The organism is Devosia sp. (assembly GCF_036676215.1).
In the GTDB taxonomy this organism is placed as follows: domain Bacteria; phylum Pseudomonadota; class Alphaproteobacteria; order Rhizobiales; family Devosiaceae; genus Devosia.
Map to the genome: position 1 here is coordinate 23,008 of NZ_JAKFDJ010000052.1, position 16,970 is coordinate 39,977.

16 protein-coding genes are annotated in these 16,970 nt (G+C 61.4%); 6 read left to right on the forward strand and 10 right to left on the reverse strand.

Going from position 1 to position 16,970, the window contains the following annotated elements:
• The first annotated feature begins 248 nt into the window (after positions 1-248).
• The gene (locus V6M52_RS04515) at positions 249-1,406 is read left to right on the forward strand and encodes a mandelate racemase/muconate lactonizing enzyme family protein (protein ID WP_332687717.1); all 1,158 of its coding nucleotides are present in this window, start codon (positions 249-251) and stop codon (positions 1,404-1,406) included.
• Positions 1,407-1,456: 50 nt separating this feature from the next.
• Here the strand turns inward: V6M52_RS04515 and V6M52_RS04520 are convergent, their stop codons facing one another.
• The 6 genes from V6M52_RS04520 to V6M52_RS04545 form a co-directional block, all read right to left on the reverse strand.
• Positions 1,457-2,203, reverse strand: a complete 747-nt coding sequence (locus V6M52_RS04520) for a ribonuclease activity regulator RraA (RefSeq protein ID WP_332687718.1) — start codon at positions 2,201-2,203, stop codon at positions 1,457-1,459.
• A 26-nt stretch (positions 2,204-2,229) separates the two neighbouring features.
• Entirely contained in the window at positions 2,230-3,390 is a 1,161-nt protein-coding gene (locus tag V6M52_RS04525) for a mandelate racemase/muconate lactonizing enzyme family protein (protein WP_332699883.1), read from the reverse strand.
• A gap of 26 nt (positions 3,391-3,416) precedes the next feature.
• Positions 3,417-4,514 carry an ABC transporter ATP-binding protein gene (locus tag V6M52_RS04530; protein ID WP_332699886.1) on the reverse strand — a complete coding sequence of 366 codons (1,098 nt, stop codon included), beginning with the start codon at positions 4,512-4,514 and terminating at the stop codon, positions 3,417-3,419.
• An 11-nt stretch (positions 4,515-4,525) separates the two neighbouring features.
• Positions 4,526-5,320 carry a carbohydrate ABC transporter permease gene (locus V6M52_RS04535; RefSeq protein ID WP_442881817.1) on the reverse strand — a complete coding sequence of 265 codons (795 nt, stop codon included), beginning with the start codon at positions 5,318-5,320 and terminating at the stop codon, positions 4,526-4,528.
• Positions 5,321-5,403: 83 nt separating this feature from the next.
• On the reverse strand, positions 5,404-6,363 hold the full coding sequence (locus tag V6M52_RS04540; RefSeq protein ID WP_332692758.1) for a carbohydrate ABC transporter permease: 960 nt from the start codon (positions 6,361-6,363) through the stop codon (positions 5,404-5,406).
• Positions 6,364-6,438: 75 nt separating this feature from the next.
• Entirely contained in the window at positions 6,439-7,920 is a 1,482-nt protein-coding gene (locus V6M52_RS04545; protein ID WP_332692755.1) for an ABC transporter substrate-binding protein, read from the reverse strand.
• Positions 7,921-8,116: 196 nt separating this feature from the next.
• On the opposite strand from V6M52_RS04545, the gene V6M52_RS04550 reads away from it, so the two are divergent.
• The 5 genes from V6M52_RS04550 to V6M52_RS04570 are packed head-to-tail and all read left to right on the forward strand — an operon-like array spanning position 8,117 to position 13,002.
• Positions 8,117-8,830 (forward strand): GntR family transcriptional regulator, encoded by a 714-nt coding sequence (locus V6M52_RS04550; protein WP_332692752.1) that lies wholly within the window; start codon positions 8,117-8,119, stop codon positions 8,828-8,830.
• 55 nt (positions 8,831-8,885) lie between these two features.
• Positions 8,886-10,055 carry a mandelate racemase/muconate lactonizing enzyme family protein gene (locus V6M52_RS04555; protein WP_332699889.1) on the forward strand — a complete coding sequence of 390 codons (1,170 nt, stop codon included), beginning with the start codon at positions 8,886-8,888 and terminating at the stop codon, positions 10,053-10,055.
• Positions 10,056-11,414 (forward strand): mandelate racemase/muconate lactonizing enzyme family protein, encoded by a 1,359-nt coding sequence (locus V6M52_RS04560; protein WP_332699892.1) that lies wholly within the window; start codon positions 10,056-10,058, stop codon positions 11,412-11,414.
• Between the two features lie 47 nt (positions 11,415-11,461).
• Positions 11,462-11,788: an NIPSNAP family protein gene (locus V6M52_RS04565; RefSeq protein WP_332692743.1), complete on the forward strand. Its 327-nt coding sequence runs from the start codon at positions 11,462-11,464 to the stop codon at positions 11,786-11,788.
• A gap of 8 nt (positions 11,789-11,796) precedes the next feature.
• Positions 11,797-13,002, forward strand: a complete 1,206-nt coding sequence (locus V6M52_RS04570; protein ID WP_332699895.1) for a mandelate racemase/muconate lactonizing enzyme family protein — start codon at positions 11,797-11,799, stop codon at positions 13,000-13,002.
• 246 nt (positions 13,003-13,248) lie between these two features.
• Here the strand turns inward: V6M52_RS04570 and V6M52_RS04575 are convergent, their stop codons facing one another.
• The 4 genes from V6M52_RS04575 to V6M52_RS04590 all read right to left on the reverse strand — a co-directional run bounded on the left by V6M52_RS04575 (position 13,249) and on the right by V6M52_RS04590 (position 16,965).
• Positions 13,249-13,872, reverse strand: coding sequence for a TetR/AcrR family transcriptional regulator (locus V6M52_RS04575; RefSeq protein WP_332699898.1), 624 nt, complete (start codon positions 13,870-13,872; stop codon positions 13,249-13,251).
• Positions 13,873-13,899: 27 nt separating this feature from the next.
• Entirely contained in the window at positions 13,900-14,694 is a 795-nt protein-coding gene (locus tag V6M52_RS04580) for a hypothetical protein (RefSeq protein ID WP_332699901.1), read from the reverse strand.
• A gap of 9 nt (positions 14,695-14,703) precedes the next feature.
• Positions 14,704-15,570 carry an alpha/beta fold hydrolase gene (locus tag V6M52_RS04585; protein WP_332699904.1) on the reverse strand — a complete coding sequence of 289 codons (867 nt, stop codon included), beginning with the start codon at positions 15,568-15,570 and terminating at the stop codon, positions 14,704-14,706.
• A 306-nt stretch (positions 15,571-15,876) separates the two neighbouring features.
• Positions 15,877-16,965, reverse strand: coding sequence for an ABC transporter ATP-binding protein (locus V6M52_RS04590; RefSeq protein ID WP_332699907.1), 1,089 nt, complete (start codon positions 16,963-16,965; stop codon positions 15,877-15,879).
• Positions 16,966-16,970: the final 5 nt, after the last annotated feature.

The window sequence follows — 16,970 nt, forward strand, 5'->3', positions numbered from 1 at the left end:
GGCGGCGGACAGGAATGCCGAAGGCGGCAGTCTATTTTTTCATCATACCGAAAGCTGACGAACCGCTTCTGGCCCCATCGTGTCAGCAATGCGCCCCAGATCGGTCATCGGAACAGATTGATGTTTGGTTCAAAGTGGACGAACCGGACTACCGCTCCCGCCTGACGCCAGTTCGCTCGACGGTGTCGCAACGGTCCGCTACAAAAGTGTGGCGCGGCGGGCGTTCGCGTCGGTTCTGAGGGGAGCCCATGAAGATCACATCGGTCAAAACGGCAGCGACGAGCGGCCATTGCATGCATTTGTGGGTGCGTATCGAGACCGACGCGGGGATTACCGGTCTCGGCGAATGCGTCCATGGGGGCCATCAGGCGATCGCCATCATCCAGCGCGAGTTGGCGGGCAAGCTGATCGGTCGCGATCCGTTCGCCATCGACGCTATCTTCGAGGACTTGCGCCGCAGCCTTGTCTTCGAGGGCGGGTTTGCCGGAGCCCTGATCACCGCGCTGACAGGCATCGAGATCGCGCTCTGGGATCTGAAGGGCAAGGCGCTCAAGGTGCCGATCTACGAGCTGATGGGTGGCAAGTTCCGCGATGACATCCGTGTCTATTGCGATTGCGAGGTCTCGCCAGGCATGAACATGGCCGAAGTGCAGGCGGTGGTGGACGAGGTACTTGAAGCCGGCTTCACCGCGCTCAAAGTGGATCTCGATATCCGCGCATACGGACACACCGGCAGCGAGACTGGCTGGTACGAGAAGGACAAGTTCAACATGACTCCCAACCGTTGGGAGCATAACCGCATGGTGGAGCTGGCTGGAATGGTGGTGGAAGCCGCCGGCCCTTCGGTGGATGTCGCCGCCGATCTCCATACCAGGCTCGACAAGCACAGCGCCATCCGCCTGGCCCGCGACCTCGAGCCGCTCAAGCTGATGTGGCTCGAAGAGCCGGTGCCGCCCGAGAACATCGACGTGATGGCAGAAATCACCCGCAGCACCTCTACCCCGATCTGCGCGGGCGAGAACCTGTATCTGCGCCACGGTTTCCGCAAACTGCTCGAGCAGCAGGCTGTGGACATCATCATGCCCGATATCCCCAAATGCGGCGGGCTATCGGAATGCCGCAAGATCGCCGAGATGGCGGATCTCTACTCGATACCGTTTGCGCCCCACAACGTCTCATCGCCAATCGGCACCATGGCATCGGCGCATGTGTGCGCCACCATACCCAACTTCCTGGTGCTGGAGTTCCACTGGTTCCACCGCGATTATTGGTCGACGATCACCGATGGCGGCGAGATCATCAAGAACGGCAAGATCGCCATGAGCGACAGGCCCGGGATCGGGCTCGAACTCAACGAAGAGGTGGCGAAGGCCCACCAATATCCGGGAACCACCTGGTTCGAGTGATCTGGCGGAAGGGCGCTGGAGGCCGGCATCCGTGCCGGCCACCGGGCATGTCAGGCGGGCTTGACTGCGTTGAGCTTGCGCCAGGCCTGGTACTCTTCTTCCGCGTCGGGATGCAGCGGATAATAGCGCTGCAGTGGCGCCCCCTCCATCAGCTTCATGCGCGAGAACTCTTCCCACTCGGCGTGCTTTTGTCCGTCCTCGATGACCTGTTCAGCCATCGACACCGGCACCACCACCGCGCCGTCATCATCGGCCACGATGATGTCGCCGGGCACCACGGTCACGCCGCCGCAGGCGATCGTCACATTGACCGCACAGGGATAAATGTCCGTCTGCACGTGGTAGTTCGGCGACCAGCCTTTGAGCCAGAGCGCCAGGTCAAGCTTTTCCACATTCGGCCGGTCGCGCATCACGCCATCGATGATAATGCCGGCGCCGCCGCGCCCCTTGAAATAGGTGCTCATCATGTCGCCGAAAATGCCCGAGCGCATGTCGCCGCGGGCATCGACCACCACCACGTCGCCGTCCTGCACGTGATAGAGCACATGACGGTGCAACTGGGTCTCGGGGTCCGAATACTCGCCCTCGCTGAACAGATCCGGCCGCTGCGGCAGGCACTGCAGCGTCAGCGCAGGCCCGCAGATCGACTTGCCCTTGGTCTGGGGCAAAATCCCGGTCATATGCGGATTGCGAAAGCCCATATGGCCGAGTGTGCCCGCAATGGTCGCGGCGCCCAGACTCCTGAGCCCTTCGATGAGGTGCTTGGGGGGCCGCTTGATATCGGCGGAGTTGGTCATCTTATTTTCTCCACGTCGTCCTGAATCTACCAGTTCGTCACCGAACCGTCGTTGCGCCGCAGGTGCGGTGCCTCCCAGAATTTGAAGCTCTGCTTGGCGAGGAGGTCTTCATTGACCTCGACCCCCAGGCCCGGCGCGTCGCTGACCGGATAGACCGCGCCTTCCAGTTGCGGCTGCACGGGGAAAAACTCGCTGTTATCGAAGCCGAGCGCCCGCTCCGGCGCGCGCGTTTCAAGCCAGGCAAAGTTGGGCACTGCGGCCGCGAAATGTACGGTCGCCGCGGTGCAGACCGGGCCCAGCGGATTGTGCGGCATCAGGTCGACATAGTGGGCTTCGCTCCAGCCGGCCACCTTCATGGCCTCGGTCAACCCGCCGACATTGCAGACGTCGAGACGGTTGAACTGGTGGATGCCGCGTTCGATGTAGGGCACGAACTGCCACTTGCTGGCGAATTCCTCGCCGATGGCGAAGGGAATATCGGTCATGCTGCGCAGCGATTCGTAGGCTTCCGGCGTCTCGTCGCGGATGGGTTCCTCGAGGAAATCGAGCACGCCCTTGTCGAGCTTGTTACAGAAGCTGGCGGCCTCGGCCACCGACAGGCGATGGTGGTAATCGATGCCGAGAACGACTTCGCTGCCCAGGTCCTCACGCGCCTTGTTGAGGATGCGCGCGGTAGCGGCAATCGACTGGCGCGGCTCGAAAATATCGCGGCTGTCCTGGCCGATCGGGAAGAAGCGGATGGCGTCGAACCCCATGGCCCGCAGTTCGTGCGCACGCTCGATCGCGCCTTCGCCTGCGCCGTCCCCAGTGGAGGCAAAGGTTGGGATCACGTTGCGCTGCTTGCCGCCGAGCAGCTCATAGACCGGCACGCCCAGCGCCTTGCCCTTGATGTCGTGCAGCGCAATGTCGATGGCCGAGATCGCGGCCTGCAGGACGCGACCGCCCTCGAAATACTGGCTGCGGTACAGTTCCTGCCAGATCCGGCCGATCTGCATCGCGTCCTGGCCGATCAGAAACTCGCGGTAATGCTCGATGGCGCCCGCCACTGCCTTTTCGCGGCCGGACAGGCCACTTTCGCCCCAGCCGCTGATGCCCTGATCAGTCTCAATCTTGAGGAGGAACTGGTTCCGGATACCAACCAGGACCGGGTAGGGTTTGATGGCTGTGATCTTCAGTTTGGTGGGCATGATTGGTCTCGGGTGGACTCGCCGGTTCAGTCGGCGCGCAATGCCATCTCGGTCTGGCCGTCGAAGAGGTGAATGCGGTCCTGGTCGAACTCCAGCCATACCATTTCGTCGGGTGTGACCATCACGGTGGGTGGCAGGCTGATATTGACGATGGCACCGGAAAGGAAGGCCTGGACAAAGGTAATGTCGCCTGTCGGCTCCACGGTATAGACCTTGGCCGGAACGGACGCGTTTACCTGCGTCCTGTGCAACTTGATCGTCGAGTGGCGCGCCCCCAGTACGACCTTGTTAGAGCTGGCCGCTGCCACCTTTCGGGCATTGCGGTCCGACAGGGGCAGGTTCCACCCTTCGGCGCTGTTGAGCGCAGCCCGACCGTCGACTGTGCGCACTTCGAGCGGCACCAGGCTCATGGCCGGACTGCCGATGAAGCTGGCGACGAACATGTTGACGGGATTGGCGAAGACCTGCGCTGGCGAGTCATATTGCTGCAGCAGTCCACCATTCATCACGGCCATCTTGTCGGCCATGGTCACGGCTTCGAGCTGGTCATGAGTCACGTAGATGATGGTGGCCTTTAGATCCTGATGGAAACGTTTGATTTCGCTGCGCATCTGCACGCGCAGTTTGGCATCGAGGTTTGACAGCGGCTCGTCCATCAGGAACACGGCGGGGTCGCGCACCAGCGCCCGACCGAGGGCCACGCGCTGCTGCTGGCCGCCCGACAGTTCACGCGGCTTGCGTTCGAGCAGGTGGGTGATGTCGAGCACCTTGGCGGCCTCAAGAACCTTGCTCTCGATCTCGGCCTTGGGCAGCTTGCGCATCTGCAGGGGGAAGGCGAGGTTCTGGAAAACCGACTTTTGCGGATAAAGCGCGTAGTTCTGGAACACCATGGCGATGTCCCGGTCCTTGGGATCGAGATCGTTGACGATCCGGTCGCCGATCACGATATCGCCCGAGGTTATGGGGATGAGCCCGGCCACCAAATTGAGCGTTGTCGTCTTGCCGCAGCCCGATGGTCCCACCAGGGCGACGAACTCCCCGTCATTGACCGTCAGCGAGACGTCCTTGGCGGCATAGACCGAGCCGTAGGTCTTGACGAGATCTCTGAGGACCACCTGGGCCATTGGATAACCTTTTAGTGTTTGACCGCGCCTTCGGTGAGCGCGCGTACGAAATACTTCTGGAGGATGAGGAACAGCACCACGACCGGTACGCTCATGATGAAGCTGGCGGCCATCAGACCCGGAAAGTCCGTCGTGTTCTCCGAGAAGAAACGCTGGATGCCGACCGGCAACGTGAGCTGCTCGTTCTTGGTGAGAAAGGTGGCGGCGTAGATATATTCGTTCCAGGCACCGATGAAGGAGTAGATCGCCGTGGCGATGATGCCGGGCACTGACAGCGGCGTGACGATCAGGAGGAACGCCTGGAAACGCGTGGCGCCGTCGATGCGCGCCGCCTGTTCGAGCTGGATCGGGATATTGTCGTAGAACCCCTTGAGCAGCCAGATGGCGAGCGGCAGGCCGAAGGTAAGGTAAGTGAGGATCAGCGATCCATGCGTGTTCACCAGGCCGAGCCAGCGCATGAGGATAAAGAGCGGTACGAGGAAGATGACCGCCGGGAACATGTTGCGCAGCAGCACCGCAAAGAACAGGAAGCGGCGACCGGGAAAATGGAACCGGGAGAAAGCATAGGCGGCGGGAACAGCGACGAGCACGGCTAGAATCGTGGTGACCGTCGATACGAACAGGCTGTTCCAGAAGAAGCGCAGGAAGTCCTGGCCCACGCTGTTCTGCGGATCAAGCAGTTTCTGGTAGCTGGCCAGGGTCGGCTCGGACGGCCACCATTGTGGTGGGAACTGCATGGCCGCGAAGCCTGACTTGATCGAGGTCAGCAGCATCCACACCATCGGCAGGGCGGTGTAGAGCAGCATGATGAGAAGGAATATGCGTCCGGTCCAGCGCCAGCCGTCGATGCCCCTGCGGCTACGCGGGGTTACGGTGTCAGAGATCGAGGTCACGCACCTTGCTCCTTGCTCTCGTTGCCGCTCAGGGCACGTACGTAGAAGTAGCCCAGGACCATCAGGATGATGAACAGCAGCACCGAATAGGCGGCAGCCACACCCCAGCGCTGACGTCCGAACGCAAGCTCGTAGATATGGGTGATCCAGATATGGGAGGCGTTGGAGGGACCGCCGCCAGTGGTGATCCAGGGCACAATGAAAGAGTTGAAGTTCGCCACAGCCAGCAAAAGGATTGTCACCGTCGAGACACTTCTCAAATGCGGGAACGTCACGTGCCAGAAGCGCTGCCACGCCGAAGCGCCGTCCACCCTGGCAGCGCGCAGGAGCTGCTCGGGGACCGTCTGCAGGCCGGCCATGATCATGATCATGGCGAAGGGGAACTCGCGCCAGATGTTGACCACGATCAGTGAGGGCAGGACGGTGTGGACGTTGTCGATGAAATTTGGCTGGCGGTCGGTGACCCCGAGCTGAACGAGGACCTGGCCGATGATGCCGAAATCGGAGTGGTACATCCATTTCCAGATGTAGGACGCGGCAACCGCGCTGATGACCCAGGGGATGATCAATATGGCGCGCAGCACGGCACGGCCGGCAAAGTCGCGATGTAGCGCCAGCGCGGCGCCATAGCCCAGAACGAAGGCGATGAGCGTGGAGGCAAAGGTCCAGATCGCGGTGTTGAGCGTGACGCGCCAGAACACCTCGCTGGAGAGAATGGCAGTGTAGTTGTCGGCACCGACGAAAATCTTGTCGCGGAGCTGGAGCCCCGGCGGCGTTTTGAAGAAAGACAGGTCGATCGTGTAGTAGATCGGATAGGCGATGACGATCAGCATCACCACAATGGCCGGTAGCACATAGAGGTAGTCGGCGCGGCTATTCCACATTTGCTGCACAATGCTGGGACGCGCAGGGATAATCCCGCGGGGAGCGTTGGCATGGCCTGTAAGTGTGGTCATCGAGGTGCTCCGCATCCTGGCAGGAAAGAGACCGGCGGCGCGGGGCGCCACCGGTCGATTTTGAAAAGGTCGGCCTTAGAGGCCGCCGCCTTCTGTCAGGTCCCTGACCTTCTGGGCTGCGTCGTCAGCCGCTTCTTCGACGGTCATCGCGCCGGTCAGGGCATTCTGCAGCATGTCGGGGATGATGATGTTCATGATCTCGGGCGTTTCCGGCAGCGTCGGGAAGGGGACGCCATAGGGCAGCATCGAGGTCGTGACATCGAGGAACTTGATGGTGTCGAGGCGTTCCTTCATCCACTTGGTCTTGAAGCCGTTGAGATTGCCGGGATTGGAGCCGGCATAGGCCATTTTCAGCGACCATTCCGGGCTCGTCCAGAAGCAGACCATCGCCTTGGCAGCCGCCTGGTCCACTTCGCCACCCTCGACATATTCGGGGTTCAGAATGTGGATGTTGGAACCGCCGAAGACCACAGCGCGCTTGCCGTCCGGACCGGTCGGGATCAGTCCATAGCGCATGTTGTCGATGACGGTCTGGGCCTTTGCCTGATCCTCGCCGGTGGCCTTGGCCCGCAGATCGAGCATCACGTTATAGTCGGACGGATGGGAGATCATCATGCCGAGCTGGCCGGTCAGAAATAGTGGCTGGTTATCGGCCTGCTGGTTGGTCAGGGCCGAAACGGGGACCGACTGGTCGCGGACATACATGTCATAGGAAGCCTGGAGAGCCTGCTTGCTGGCGTCGCTATCAAGCCGAATTTCCCCGTAGGTAGGGTTCGGATCGGCTTCGTCGAACACGCCGCCGCCATAGCCCCAGAGCTGGGGCATGAAGCGGTAGGGCGTATTGCCGGCATTCTTGCGGGCCACCAGGCCGTAGCCGGCGACCCCGAGCTTGTCGTGGATCTGCTTGGAATAGGCGACCACGTCATCCCAGGTCGCAGGCGGCGTTTCCGGATCAAGTCCGGCCCGCTCGAAGATATCGGCGTTCCAGATCAGGGCCATCGTCTCGTTATTGGTCGGGATGCCGTAGGTCTTGCCCTCCCACATCACCGACTTCATGGCGCCCGGCCAGAAATCCTCGGTCTTCCAGCCGACATCCTCGGGGCTCAGTTCCTGGAGATAACCCTTGGAGGCAAACTCGACGCCGCCCAGGATCTGCAGACGCACCACCATCGGGCCGGCATTACCAAGCAGCGCGGTGCGGAACTTGTCGAGCAGGTCGTTATAGGTGAGCGCCTGCTCCTCAAGCTCGATATTCGGGTAGGTAGTGCGGAAGGCCTCGAAGAAGTCCTTGTAATACTGGCGCAGCAGATCGGGGTCGCCCTCGAACACGCCCTGGTACCAGAAGCTCAGCTTGCCTTCATAGTCGAGCGGGGTGACCGCTCCGCACAGTTCGGCGGTATCAAACTCTTCGGTTCCAGCGATCGACCGCACATATTCTGGCGACCATTGGCTGAGATCGACGCTCTGACCGAGCACCGACGTGCTCATCATCGACACCATCAGTGTAGAGACTGCCATGCCACGCGCAAGCGCACGGCCAAAACCGTAGTTCCTCATAGAGTCCTCCTGTGTCCCTGCCCGCTCCTGTGGCGACAGGCCATGCGACATCGCTCAGCGGGCCTCCAGGCCTCTTTATGTGCGGTCGCAGTGGCTTGTACCGTTGCAGATGCCATATTGCGTGTCAACACAGAAGGATCGTACATTGTTTGTCGTTGGATATGTATGATATGACCCAACAAAGCAGGAGCGAACCTTGGCCAGCACCAGTGAGTTCAAGATTACACCCCCTTTGGGACTGGAGGAGATCGACGTCTCCAGTCAGCGTGCGGTTTCGCTCTATGAGACTATTCGCGAGGACATTCTTTCCGGGCGGCTGAAACCCAATGAGCGGCTGGTTGTCGCCGATCTCGCCGAACGGCTGGGCACCTCCACCAATCCGGTTCGTGAAGCTCTGCAGATGCTGCGCGGCGAGGGCTTCGTGGTGTTTTCGCCCAATCGTGGTGCCCGCGTCCGGCCGATCGACCACGACTTTGTTCGCAACATCTACGAGATCAGTACGCTCATCGAACCGGCCCTCACGCGTTGGTTCGTCGGGATGGCAACCGACGAAGACATTGCCGAACTCGAGCGCATCCAGCGCCTTATCGAAGAGAACAATTTCGTCGATGCCGTGCTCCACAGCGGTCTGGACGTGCAGTTTCACACGATCGTCTATCAGCGCCATTACAACCGGCACGCGGCTGAAATCTGGTGGAAGCATCGCCAGGTGCTGCGGTCGGTCACCCAGCGCTTCCCCTATACGCTGGCCCGGCGCAGCCAGGTCATCCGCGAGCATCGCGAACTCATCGAATTGGTCAAGGCCGGAGAAGCCGACAAGGCGGCCGAGTGCGTTGCCCGCCACGTCGAAGGCTCGGGACGGCACATCCTTGAACAGATGCGCGCCTACAGCGCTGAAAGAGCCGGGTAGCGCATCGCTTCGGGACGAAGATGCCGTTCCCAACCTCACCGAAAGGCAACAGAGAATGAAAATCACGGGTGTCAGGCCCTGGCTGATCAAGTCCTCCGCGTCCTACTGGGGCGAATTCCTGTTCGTGGAGGTGACGACCGACGAAGGCGTGTCCGGCTGGGGTGAAATCACCACCACGACCTTCGTCGCCAATCGCGCGCTTTGCGTCATGCTCAAGCAGATCAGCAAGATCATCGAGGGCGACGATCCCGCCCATATCGAGCGCATCTGGCACAAAATCTTCCGCAACTTCACCTATGCGGGCAGCCGCGGTGCTGCTGTAGAATGCGTGAGCGCCGTCGACATCGCGCTGTGGGATATTCGTGGCAAGGTGCTGGGCCAGCCGATCTACGAACTGCTCGGCGGGCCGGTGCGCGACGAGATCCTGCTTTACACCCATCCCGACCAGCGCAAGTTCACCAGCACCGAAGCGGTGATGCAGGAAATTCGCGACATTGTTGCTTCGGGACACACCGCGCTGAAGTTCGATCCGTTCCCGCAACAGGGCCCCAAGGACAAGAACGGCTATGCGCGCGAGCAGTCCGAGGGCTATCTTGATGGTTCCATGAACCGGAAGGACGAGCGCGAGGCGGCCGAATTGACCGCCCTCATTCGCCAGACCGCGGGGCCCGATGTCGAAATCCTGATCGACGCGCATGGCCGTTTCGATGTGCCGACTGCTATCCGCCTCTGTCGCACCCTTGAAGAGGCCGGCAATATCGACTGGTTCGAGGAGCCCGTTCCCCCCGAGAGTCTCAACGCGCTCAAGCAGGTCCGCGATAAGGTCAATGCGGCAATTTCCTGGGGCGAACGCGGTCACACCAAATGGGATTTCGTGCCGATCCTCGAGAACAAGCTGGCCGACTACATCATGCCCGATGTCACATGGACGGGTGGCATCACCGAGCTCAAGAAAATATCCGCCCTCTGCGAGGCCTACTACATTCCCGTCTCGCCGCATGACGCGGCCGGGCCGATCAACGTCGTCGCCGGCGCGCAGGTGATGATGACGGTGCCCAACTTCTACCGGCTCGAAACGTCGGAATGGAACCTCAGCAAATACGATCACCTGATCGACAAGCCACTCGACAATTCCAATGGCAGCCTCAAGCTCAACAGGGCGCCGGGCCTCGGTATCGAAATGAACCGGGACTATCTCAAGGCCAACCTGGTGGACTTCGACTGAATGGACGCGAACAGGGCTGTCGAGATGATCGAGAACAATATCCGCACCGCATCGCGCCCAAGCGAGTTGCGCATCACCGACCTGCGCGTCGCCGAGATCGTCGGCGCGCCATTCACCTCGGCGCTGATCAAGATCTACACCAACCAGGGCATTGTCGGCCTGGGTGAAGTCCGCGACGGCGCCAGCGCCAGCTATGCGCTGATGCTCAAGAGCCGGCTGCTCGGCGAAAACCCCTGCGATATCGACCGGCTGTTCCGTCGCATCAAGCAGTTCGGCGGCCACGGTCGGCAGGGCGGTGGCGTCTCGGCCATCGAGATTGCCCTCTGGGATCTCGCCGGCAAGGCCTATGGCGTGCCGATCTACCAGATGCTCGGCGGCAAGTTTCGCGACAAGGTCCGCGTCTATTGCGATACCGACGCCGAAAAGCCCAGCGGCACGGAGACCGGCAAGCGCCTCAAGGCGCGCATGGATCTCGGCTTCACCTTCCTCAAGATGGACCTGGGCCTGATGCAGATTGCTGACGTGCCCGGCGCGGTTGTCGCCCCCGCGGGGTCACTGGAGGGGTATCGCATCCACCCCAATCGGGATGCGGTCAGGACCATGGAAGACCGCCGTGCCCGCAACGCCGTCTACGATACGCACAATGTCCGCCACCCATTCAGCGGCCTGCACTTCACTGACAAGGGCCTCGACCTGCTTGAGCAGTACATTGCCGAAGTGCGCGACGTCATCGGCTACGAGGTCCCGCTCGCCATAGACCATGTTGGGCACATCTCGCTGCAGAACGGCATTAGGCTGGCACGGCGCATTGAAAAATACGTCCCCGCATGGCTCGAGGATGTCGTCCCCTGGCAATATACCGAGCAGTACCAGCAGCTCCAGCAAGCGACCACGGTGCCGATCTGCACTGGCGAGGACATCTACCTCAAGGAAGGCTTCGAACCGCTGCTCAGGTCCGGCATCTCGGTCATCCATCCCGATCTGCTGACCTCGGGCGGTATCCTCGAAACCAAGAAGATCGGCGATGCGGCACAGGAGCATGGCGTGGCCATGGCCATCCACATGGCCGAAAGCCCCATCGCCGCCATGGCCGCCGCACATGTCGCCATCGCCACGGAAAACTTCATGGCGCTCGAGTATCACAGCGTCGAGGTCGACTGGTGGGATGACATCGTCACCGGCCTTCCCAAGCCCCTGGTCCAGGACGGCTTCATCGAGGTGCCCGACAAGCCCGGCCTCGGCATCGACGACGTCGTCGACGAGGTGATCCGCCAGCACCTGCAGCCAGGCGTCACCGGCATCTGGCAGCCGACCGATCACTGGGACGACGAATATTCCTGGGACCGCACCTGGAGCTGACGGGCTCCAGGGCAAGACGATAATGAAGTGACAATTCGGGAAGAACGATGATTTACGAACTGCGAGTCTATGACTGCCTGCCGGGCAAGCTGCCGGCTCTGCTGCAGCGGTTCAGCGACCATACGCTGGGCATATGGGACAGCCACGGCATCCGCCAGGCCGGGTTCTTCACCACGGTAATCGGTGAAAACAGCAACCGTCTGACCTATTTCCTGGCCTGGCAATCCCTCGCCGAGCGCGAGGCGAAATGGGCCGCCTTCGTCGCCGATCCGGCCTGGCACAAGGCCCGCGACGACTCCGAGCGCCATGGCCCGATCATCGCCAGTATCGGCAGCCAGTTGCTGGCGCCGACCGGCTTCTCATCGGTGAAGTAGGGGCTGCCGTGAAGATCACCGACCTGCGCTGCGCCGTCATCGGCAAGCACCCCATCGTGCGCATCGTCACCGATGAAGGCCTCTACGGGCTGGGCGAGGTGGAGTTCACCAAGACCTACATCAAGCCGTGGGTGCTGCATTTCCGTGATGCGCTGATCGGCGAGGACCCCACTGACGTCGAGCGGTGCATGCTGAAAATCCGCCAGCGCGGTAGCTTCAAGCCCTATGGCGCCGCGGTCTCGGCGATCGAGCACGCGCTATGGGACATTGCCGGCAAGGCGGCCAATGTCCCGGCCTACAAGCTGCTGGGCGGCAAGGTGCGCGACAAGATCCGCGTCTATAACGGCTCCATCCGTCAGAAGCGCACCGGTGACCGGCCCGAGGATTATGCCGCCGACGTCAAATGGATGATGGAGCAGCCGCAGAACTTCTTCATGGTCAAGCAGGGCATCAGCTTCCACTCCAACATGAAGGACAGCATCGACGACTTTCACTATGGCGTGCGTCAAAGCAAGGCCGGCTACCACGGCGCGATGGACCAGGGGCAGATCTCCGAGCGCGGCTTCAACCACATGCTCGATTGCGTCATCGCCATGAAGGAAGTCCTCGGTGACAAGGTGTCCCTGGCGCTCGATTGCGGGCCGGGCTGGTTTCTGCCGGACGCCATCCGCTTTGCGCAGGCGGTTGAGAAATACAATCTGATGTGGCTCGAGGACATGCTGACCGGCGACTATGTCCCCTGGGTCAATCCGCAGGCCTATCGCGAGTTGACCACCTCGACGTCGACACCGATCCATACCGGCGAACAGATCTACCTGCGGCACAATTTCAAGGAGTTGATCGAGACGCAGGCAGTGCGCGTCATTGGCCCCGATCCGGCCGATATCGGCGGTATCGCCGAGCTCAAGTGGGTCGCCGAGCATGCCTATATGCACTCGATCATGATGGCGCCGCACGGCACCGCCAATGGCCTGCTTGGTCTTGGTGCGCTGATCAACGTGTGCGCCACTTTGCCAGCCAACTACATCGCCTTCGAGTATCCCAGCGCGTCCGACCCATGGTGGGAAGACATTGTCATCGGCCTGCCGGAGACGATCGTCACCGACAGCCATGTCGAACTGCTACCGGCACCGGGTCTTGGACTTGATATCGATCCGGTGGGAGCCAAGAAGTACCTGCTGGAGGAGGATGCAGGGTTCTTCGACCCCTGGTGACTCGCGACAAAACTCCAAGAATTGCAGTAACCTGAGCTCTCGCCGCAAGGTGCGGCCCCTGGTGCAGGCGATCAGCAGTGGCTTATCGGACGTATTCGGCAAAATTCTCGGAGACGCGATTTTCCTGGGCACTTGCCAGCGCGGCGAGAAGAACAACGACGCTGAAGACAGCGACAAGCAGGCGCGAGCCTCATGGGTAAGGTTGAGTGGGGGCCTGGTTCCACTCTTTCAGCAGACGCAGCCCACCTATGTCGGTAGGACGTCGGGTTCGCCAGGCAGCATCACCCGCACGCGGTGGGCAATTTCAGCGATAATTTCGTCGACCGTTCGGTGGGCATTGATCGTTGTCGCCATGCCCAGGAACATGATGGCCGAGATGATCTGCGCCAGTGTCGCGGCGTCGTCGGGCCCGATGCGCTTGTCGCGACACAAGACAGCTGCCACCGCCGCCTCCGTCTTGAGGGTTAGCATAAGCGCTTCCCGATGGTGGGGCTCCTCGGGGTCTCCGAAGACGAGTTCTCTAAGGTAGGTCCGTCCATTCTCGACATGGCTGCGGTTGCACTCCACGACCGGGCGAATAATGGCCAATACTGCTTCAACAACGCCGATCGTGCGCTCTGCGGCCGCTCTGCCCTCTTCGAGAGCTGCGACATAGCCGGAATTCTGCACGAGCAGGAGCAATTCGCTCTTGCTCTTGGCGTAGAGGAACAGCGTTCCGGTGCCGATGTCGGCTTTGTCGGCGATCTGCTGCGTGGTCACAGCATCGACGCCATTGGCGTCGAAGAGTTCGCGTGCAGCAGCAATGATGCGTTCCAGCTTGTCCCGCTTGTTTCGCTCGCGGCGTCCGATGGGCTGTGCGCTCTGAGGCATCCGGTCTTTCCTGTGAGTCGTCATACGCTATCGCTGATACTGCGGCAGGATAGCGCCATCCCGCACAAAGGTCAGCGCCTCCGAAACCTGGTAGGCGTGGGCGGCCGATGCGAAGCGACCCAGCACGGCCGACAGGTCCGCAAGCTTGCCGCTCTCGAAGAATGCAGCCTGTTCCTCGGCGCTGGCGAAGCCGAGCATCACCGAGGCGTGGAACCGTTGATCGGCCGGATTGTCGTGGGCGACATTTGGCGTGTTCCACAGGCCCTTGCTCCAGGGCAGGAAGGTCTCGGTCCGCAGTTCCTTCAGTGCTTCTGTGCCAGCGAGTGCCGGTGCCAGCTTATCGTTGATGAAGCGCCGGAAACTGCCTCCGCTGACGCCGTCGCGGCGGCGCAGATAGACCAGGACGCGGGAGCCAACCTTGTCGCCCTGCCGACCGACCTCGTACCAGCGTGCCCAATTGGGCAGGCCAAGATAGAGCAGCGTACGTCGAAAGACGTTGACTTCGTCCTTGAAGGCCAGCTTGTTCTGCTCGCCCCCTGCCAGAGCCGAGAGCACGGACTGGAACGTGACCTGGGCGACGCCGTCAATCTTGCGGCCGGACGGGATCGCCGTCTCGACGCCTGGAGTCGACGGCCATAGGCCATGATTGGCTTCGGCAAGGTGTGTCTGCCGGTACTCGTCAAGACCCGGGCTGGCCGAGATGATCTTGGAATGCGGACCCTTCCAGTAGTCCAGGCCGGTTTGGCGGGGCTGATCGGATCGTACCCACAACAGGATCGATGACGAAAAGCGCTTTCTGAACTTCAGAGGTGTCGTAGCCATTTTGCTTCCTCAGCGATCGAGGAACTGGACGGCGAGGGGGGCGAACTTCTCATGGAACTGGAAGATGCCGCCATGGCCGGAGTCGGGATAGATGATCAGTTCGGATCCCTTGATGCGGCGGTGCATGTCCGTAGACAGCACCGAGGGCACCATCCGGTCATTGTCGCCATTGGCGATCAGGGTGGGCTGGGTGATCCTGGACAGGTCGGCCGAAGGCGAGCGCCCCCATGCAGCAATCGCCTTGAGCTGCGTGCCGAATGCCTTCAGCGTGACCGGCACGTCGCGGTCCCGCGTGCGCTCCTTTAACCTGTCGACAAAGGCGCGGCCCGCCGGCTTACCGCTGGCGTTGCGGTTGAAGAACAGGAATTCCTTGGGGTCCGACCGGGTCAGGGTGGCGCGCAGGATATCGAAGTAAGTGACACCGGCGACCTTGTCTATGTCCTTGCCACCAGCAGGGCCGGTGCCGGTGAGGATGAGCTTGCGGACCAGGCCTGGATGCTTGACCACGAGAGCCTGTGCCACCATGCCGCCCAGGGAGAAGGAGAAGATGTCGACCTTGTCGAATCCGAGCGCCTTGATGAAGGTCTCGGCATCGTCGGCCATCGCCTCGATGGTGTCCGGAACCTGGCCGCTGGAGGCGCCAACGCCGCGATTGTCGAAGGTGATCACGTGGTGGCCCTTGGCAATCGGATCGATGATGCGCGGGTCCCAATTGTCGAGATTTGCCGCCAGGTGAACGAAAAAGACCACGGGAATGCCGCCCTTTGGCCCCAGCTCGCGGTAGGCATAGGTGACGCCGCCTGCGGTGATCGTCCGCGCCGGCGCGTCTTTGTAGGCGGGGATGACTATGTCGCTTGAGGGGAGATTCGAGTTCATGGAGGTGTTCCTGGATTGATGGGATGGAGGATAGATCAGGATTGTTGTGAGTGCTCTCATATATGAGTACACTCATTAATTTGTCAAGGGAGTATCCACCAGGTACAGGCCGGGTCGGCAAAGGCTGCCATTACCGGGTCTGGCGGACGCTTAAACCGATGCCTATCCCGGCAGTGGACGTGTCCCATCCAAGGTGCAAATCGGGTGGATGTGCAACCGGATACGCTGACGCAATCGGGACGTCTCGATCAGATCATTCAGGTCGTGCTGCCGGACGCAACGCCCTCAGGTATCATCCGGCAAAGGCTACAGCCGTATGCCGGTCGCCTTGTCGAACAGGGAAGCTCGCGCCAGATCGAGACCCAACACAACGCGGTCACCAAGGTGTCCGGCAAAGTCGCCGGGCACCCTGAGGCTCAGCGTAGATTTGCCGGCGGTGCACCAGAGGACGGTGTCGGGGCCCATGGCCTCGATAACGCTGATGGTTGCGGGGACTTCGGGTAGTCCGGTTCCGTGCCCCAGCGTGATCTGCTCGGGGCGCAGACCAACGACGACGGCCCGGTCGCCATTGAGCGGCGCCGTCAGGAAGGGGTAGTCCGACAGGTCAGCTGAAATCAGATCGGAGCGGAACGCGGTACGCTCGCCATCATGGGCCAGCATGCCGTCGACGAGATTCATGGCCGGGGAACCGATGAAGCCGGCAACGAAGAGATTGGCTGGCTGGTGGTAGATTTCCCTGGGGCTGGCGAGTTGCTGGATCACGCCGTCGCGCATGATGGCGATGCGGTCGGCCAGCGTCATGGCTTCCACCTGATCATGGGTCACATAGATCATGGTACTGCCCAGCTCCTGGTGCAGTTTCTTGATCTCGACCCTGAGTTCGGCCCGCAGCTTGGCATCGAGATTGGAAAGTGGTTCGTCGAACAGGAAAATGTCCACGTCCCGCACCAGGGCGCGGCCGATGGCAACGCGCTGGCGCTGGCCGCCGGACAGTGCCGCGGGGCGACGCTTGAGATAATCATCGAGCTGCAGGATTGCCGAGGCGCGCTTGACCCGACGGGTGATCTCGTCCCTGGGCACACCGGCGACGGTGAGCCCAAAGCTCAGATTCTTCTCCACGTTCATATTGGGATAGAGCGCATAGGACTGGAACACCATGCCGATGCCCCTGTCCTTGGGGTCGGCCCAAGTGACATTGCGCTCGCCGATCCAGATCTCGCCATCCGCGATATCGGTAAGACCGGCAATGGCATTGAGCAGGGTGGACTTGCCGCAGCCCGATGGCCCCAGCAGGACCAGGAATTCACCGGGGGCGACCTCGAGATCGAGGTCCCTGACCACGGCGGTAGTGCCGTAGCCGATATCGATGGCGCGCAGCGAGACGGGAACGGGCATGGGGA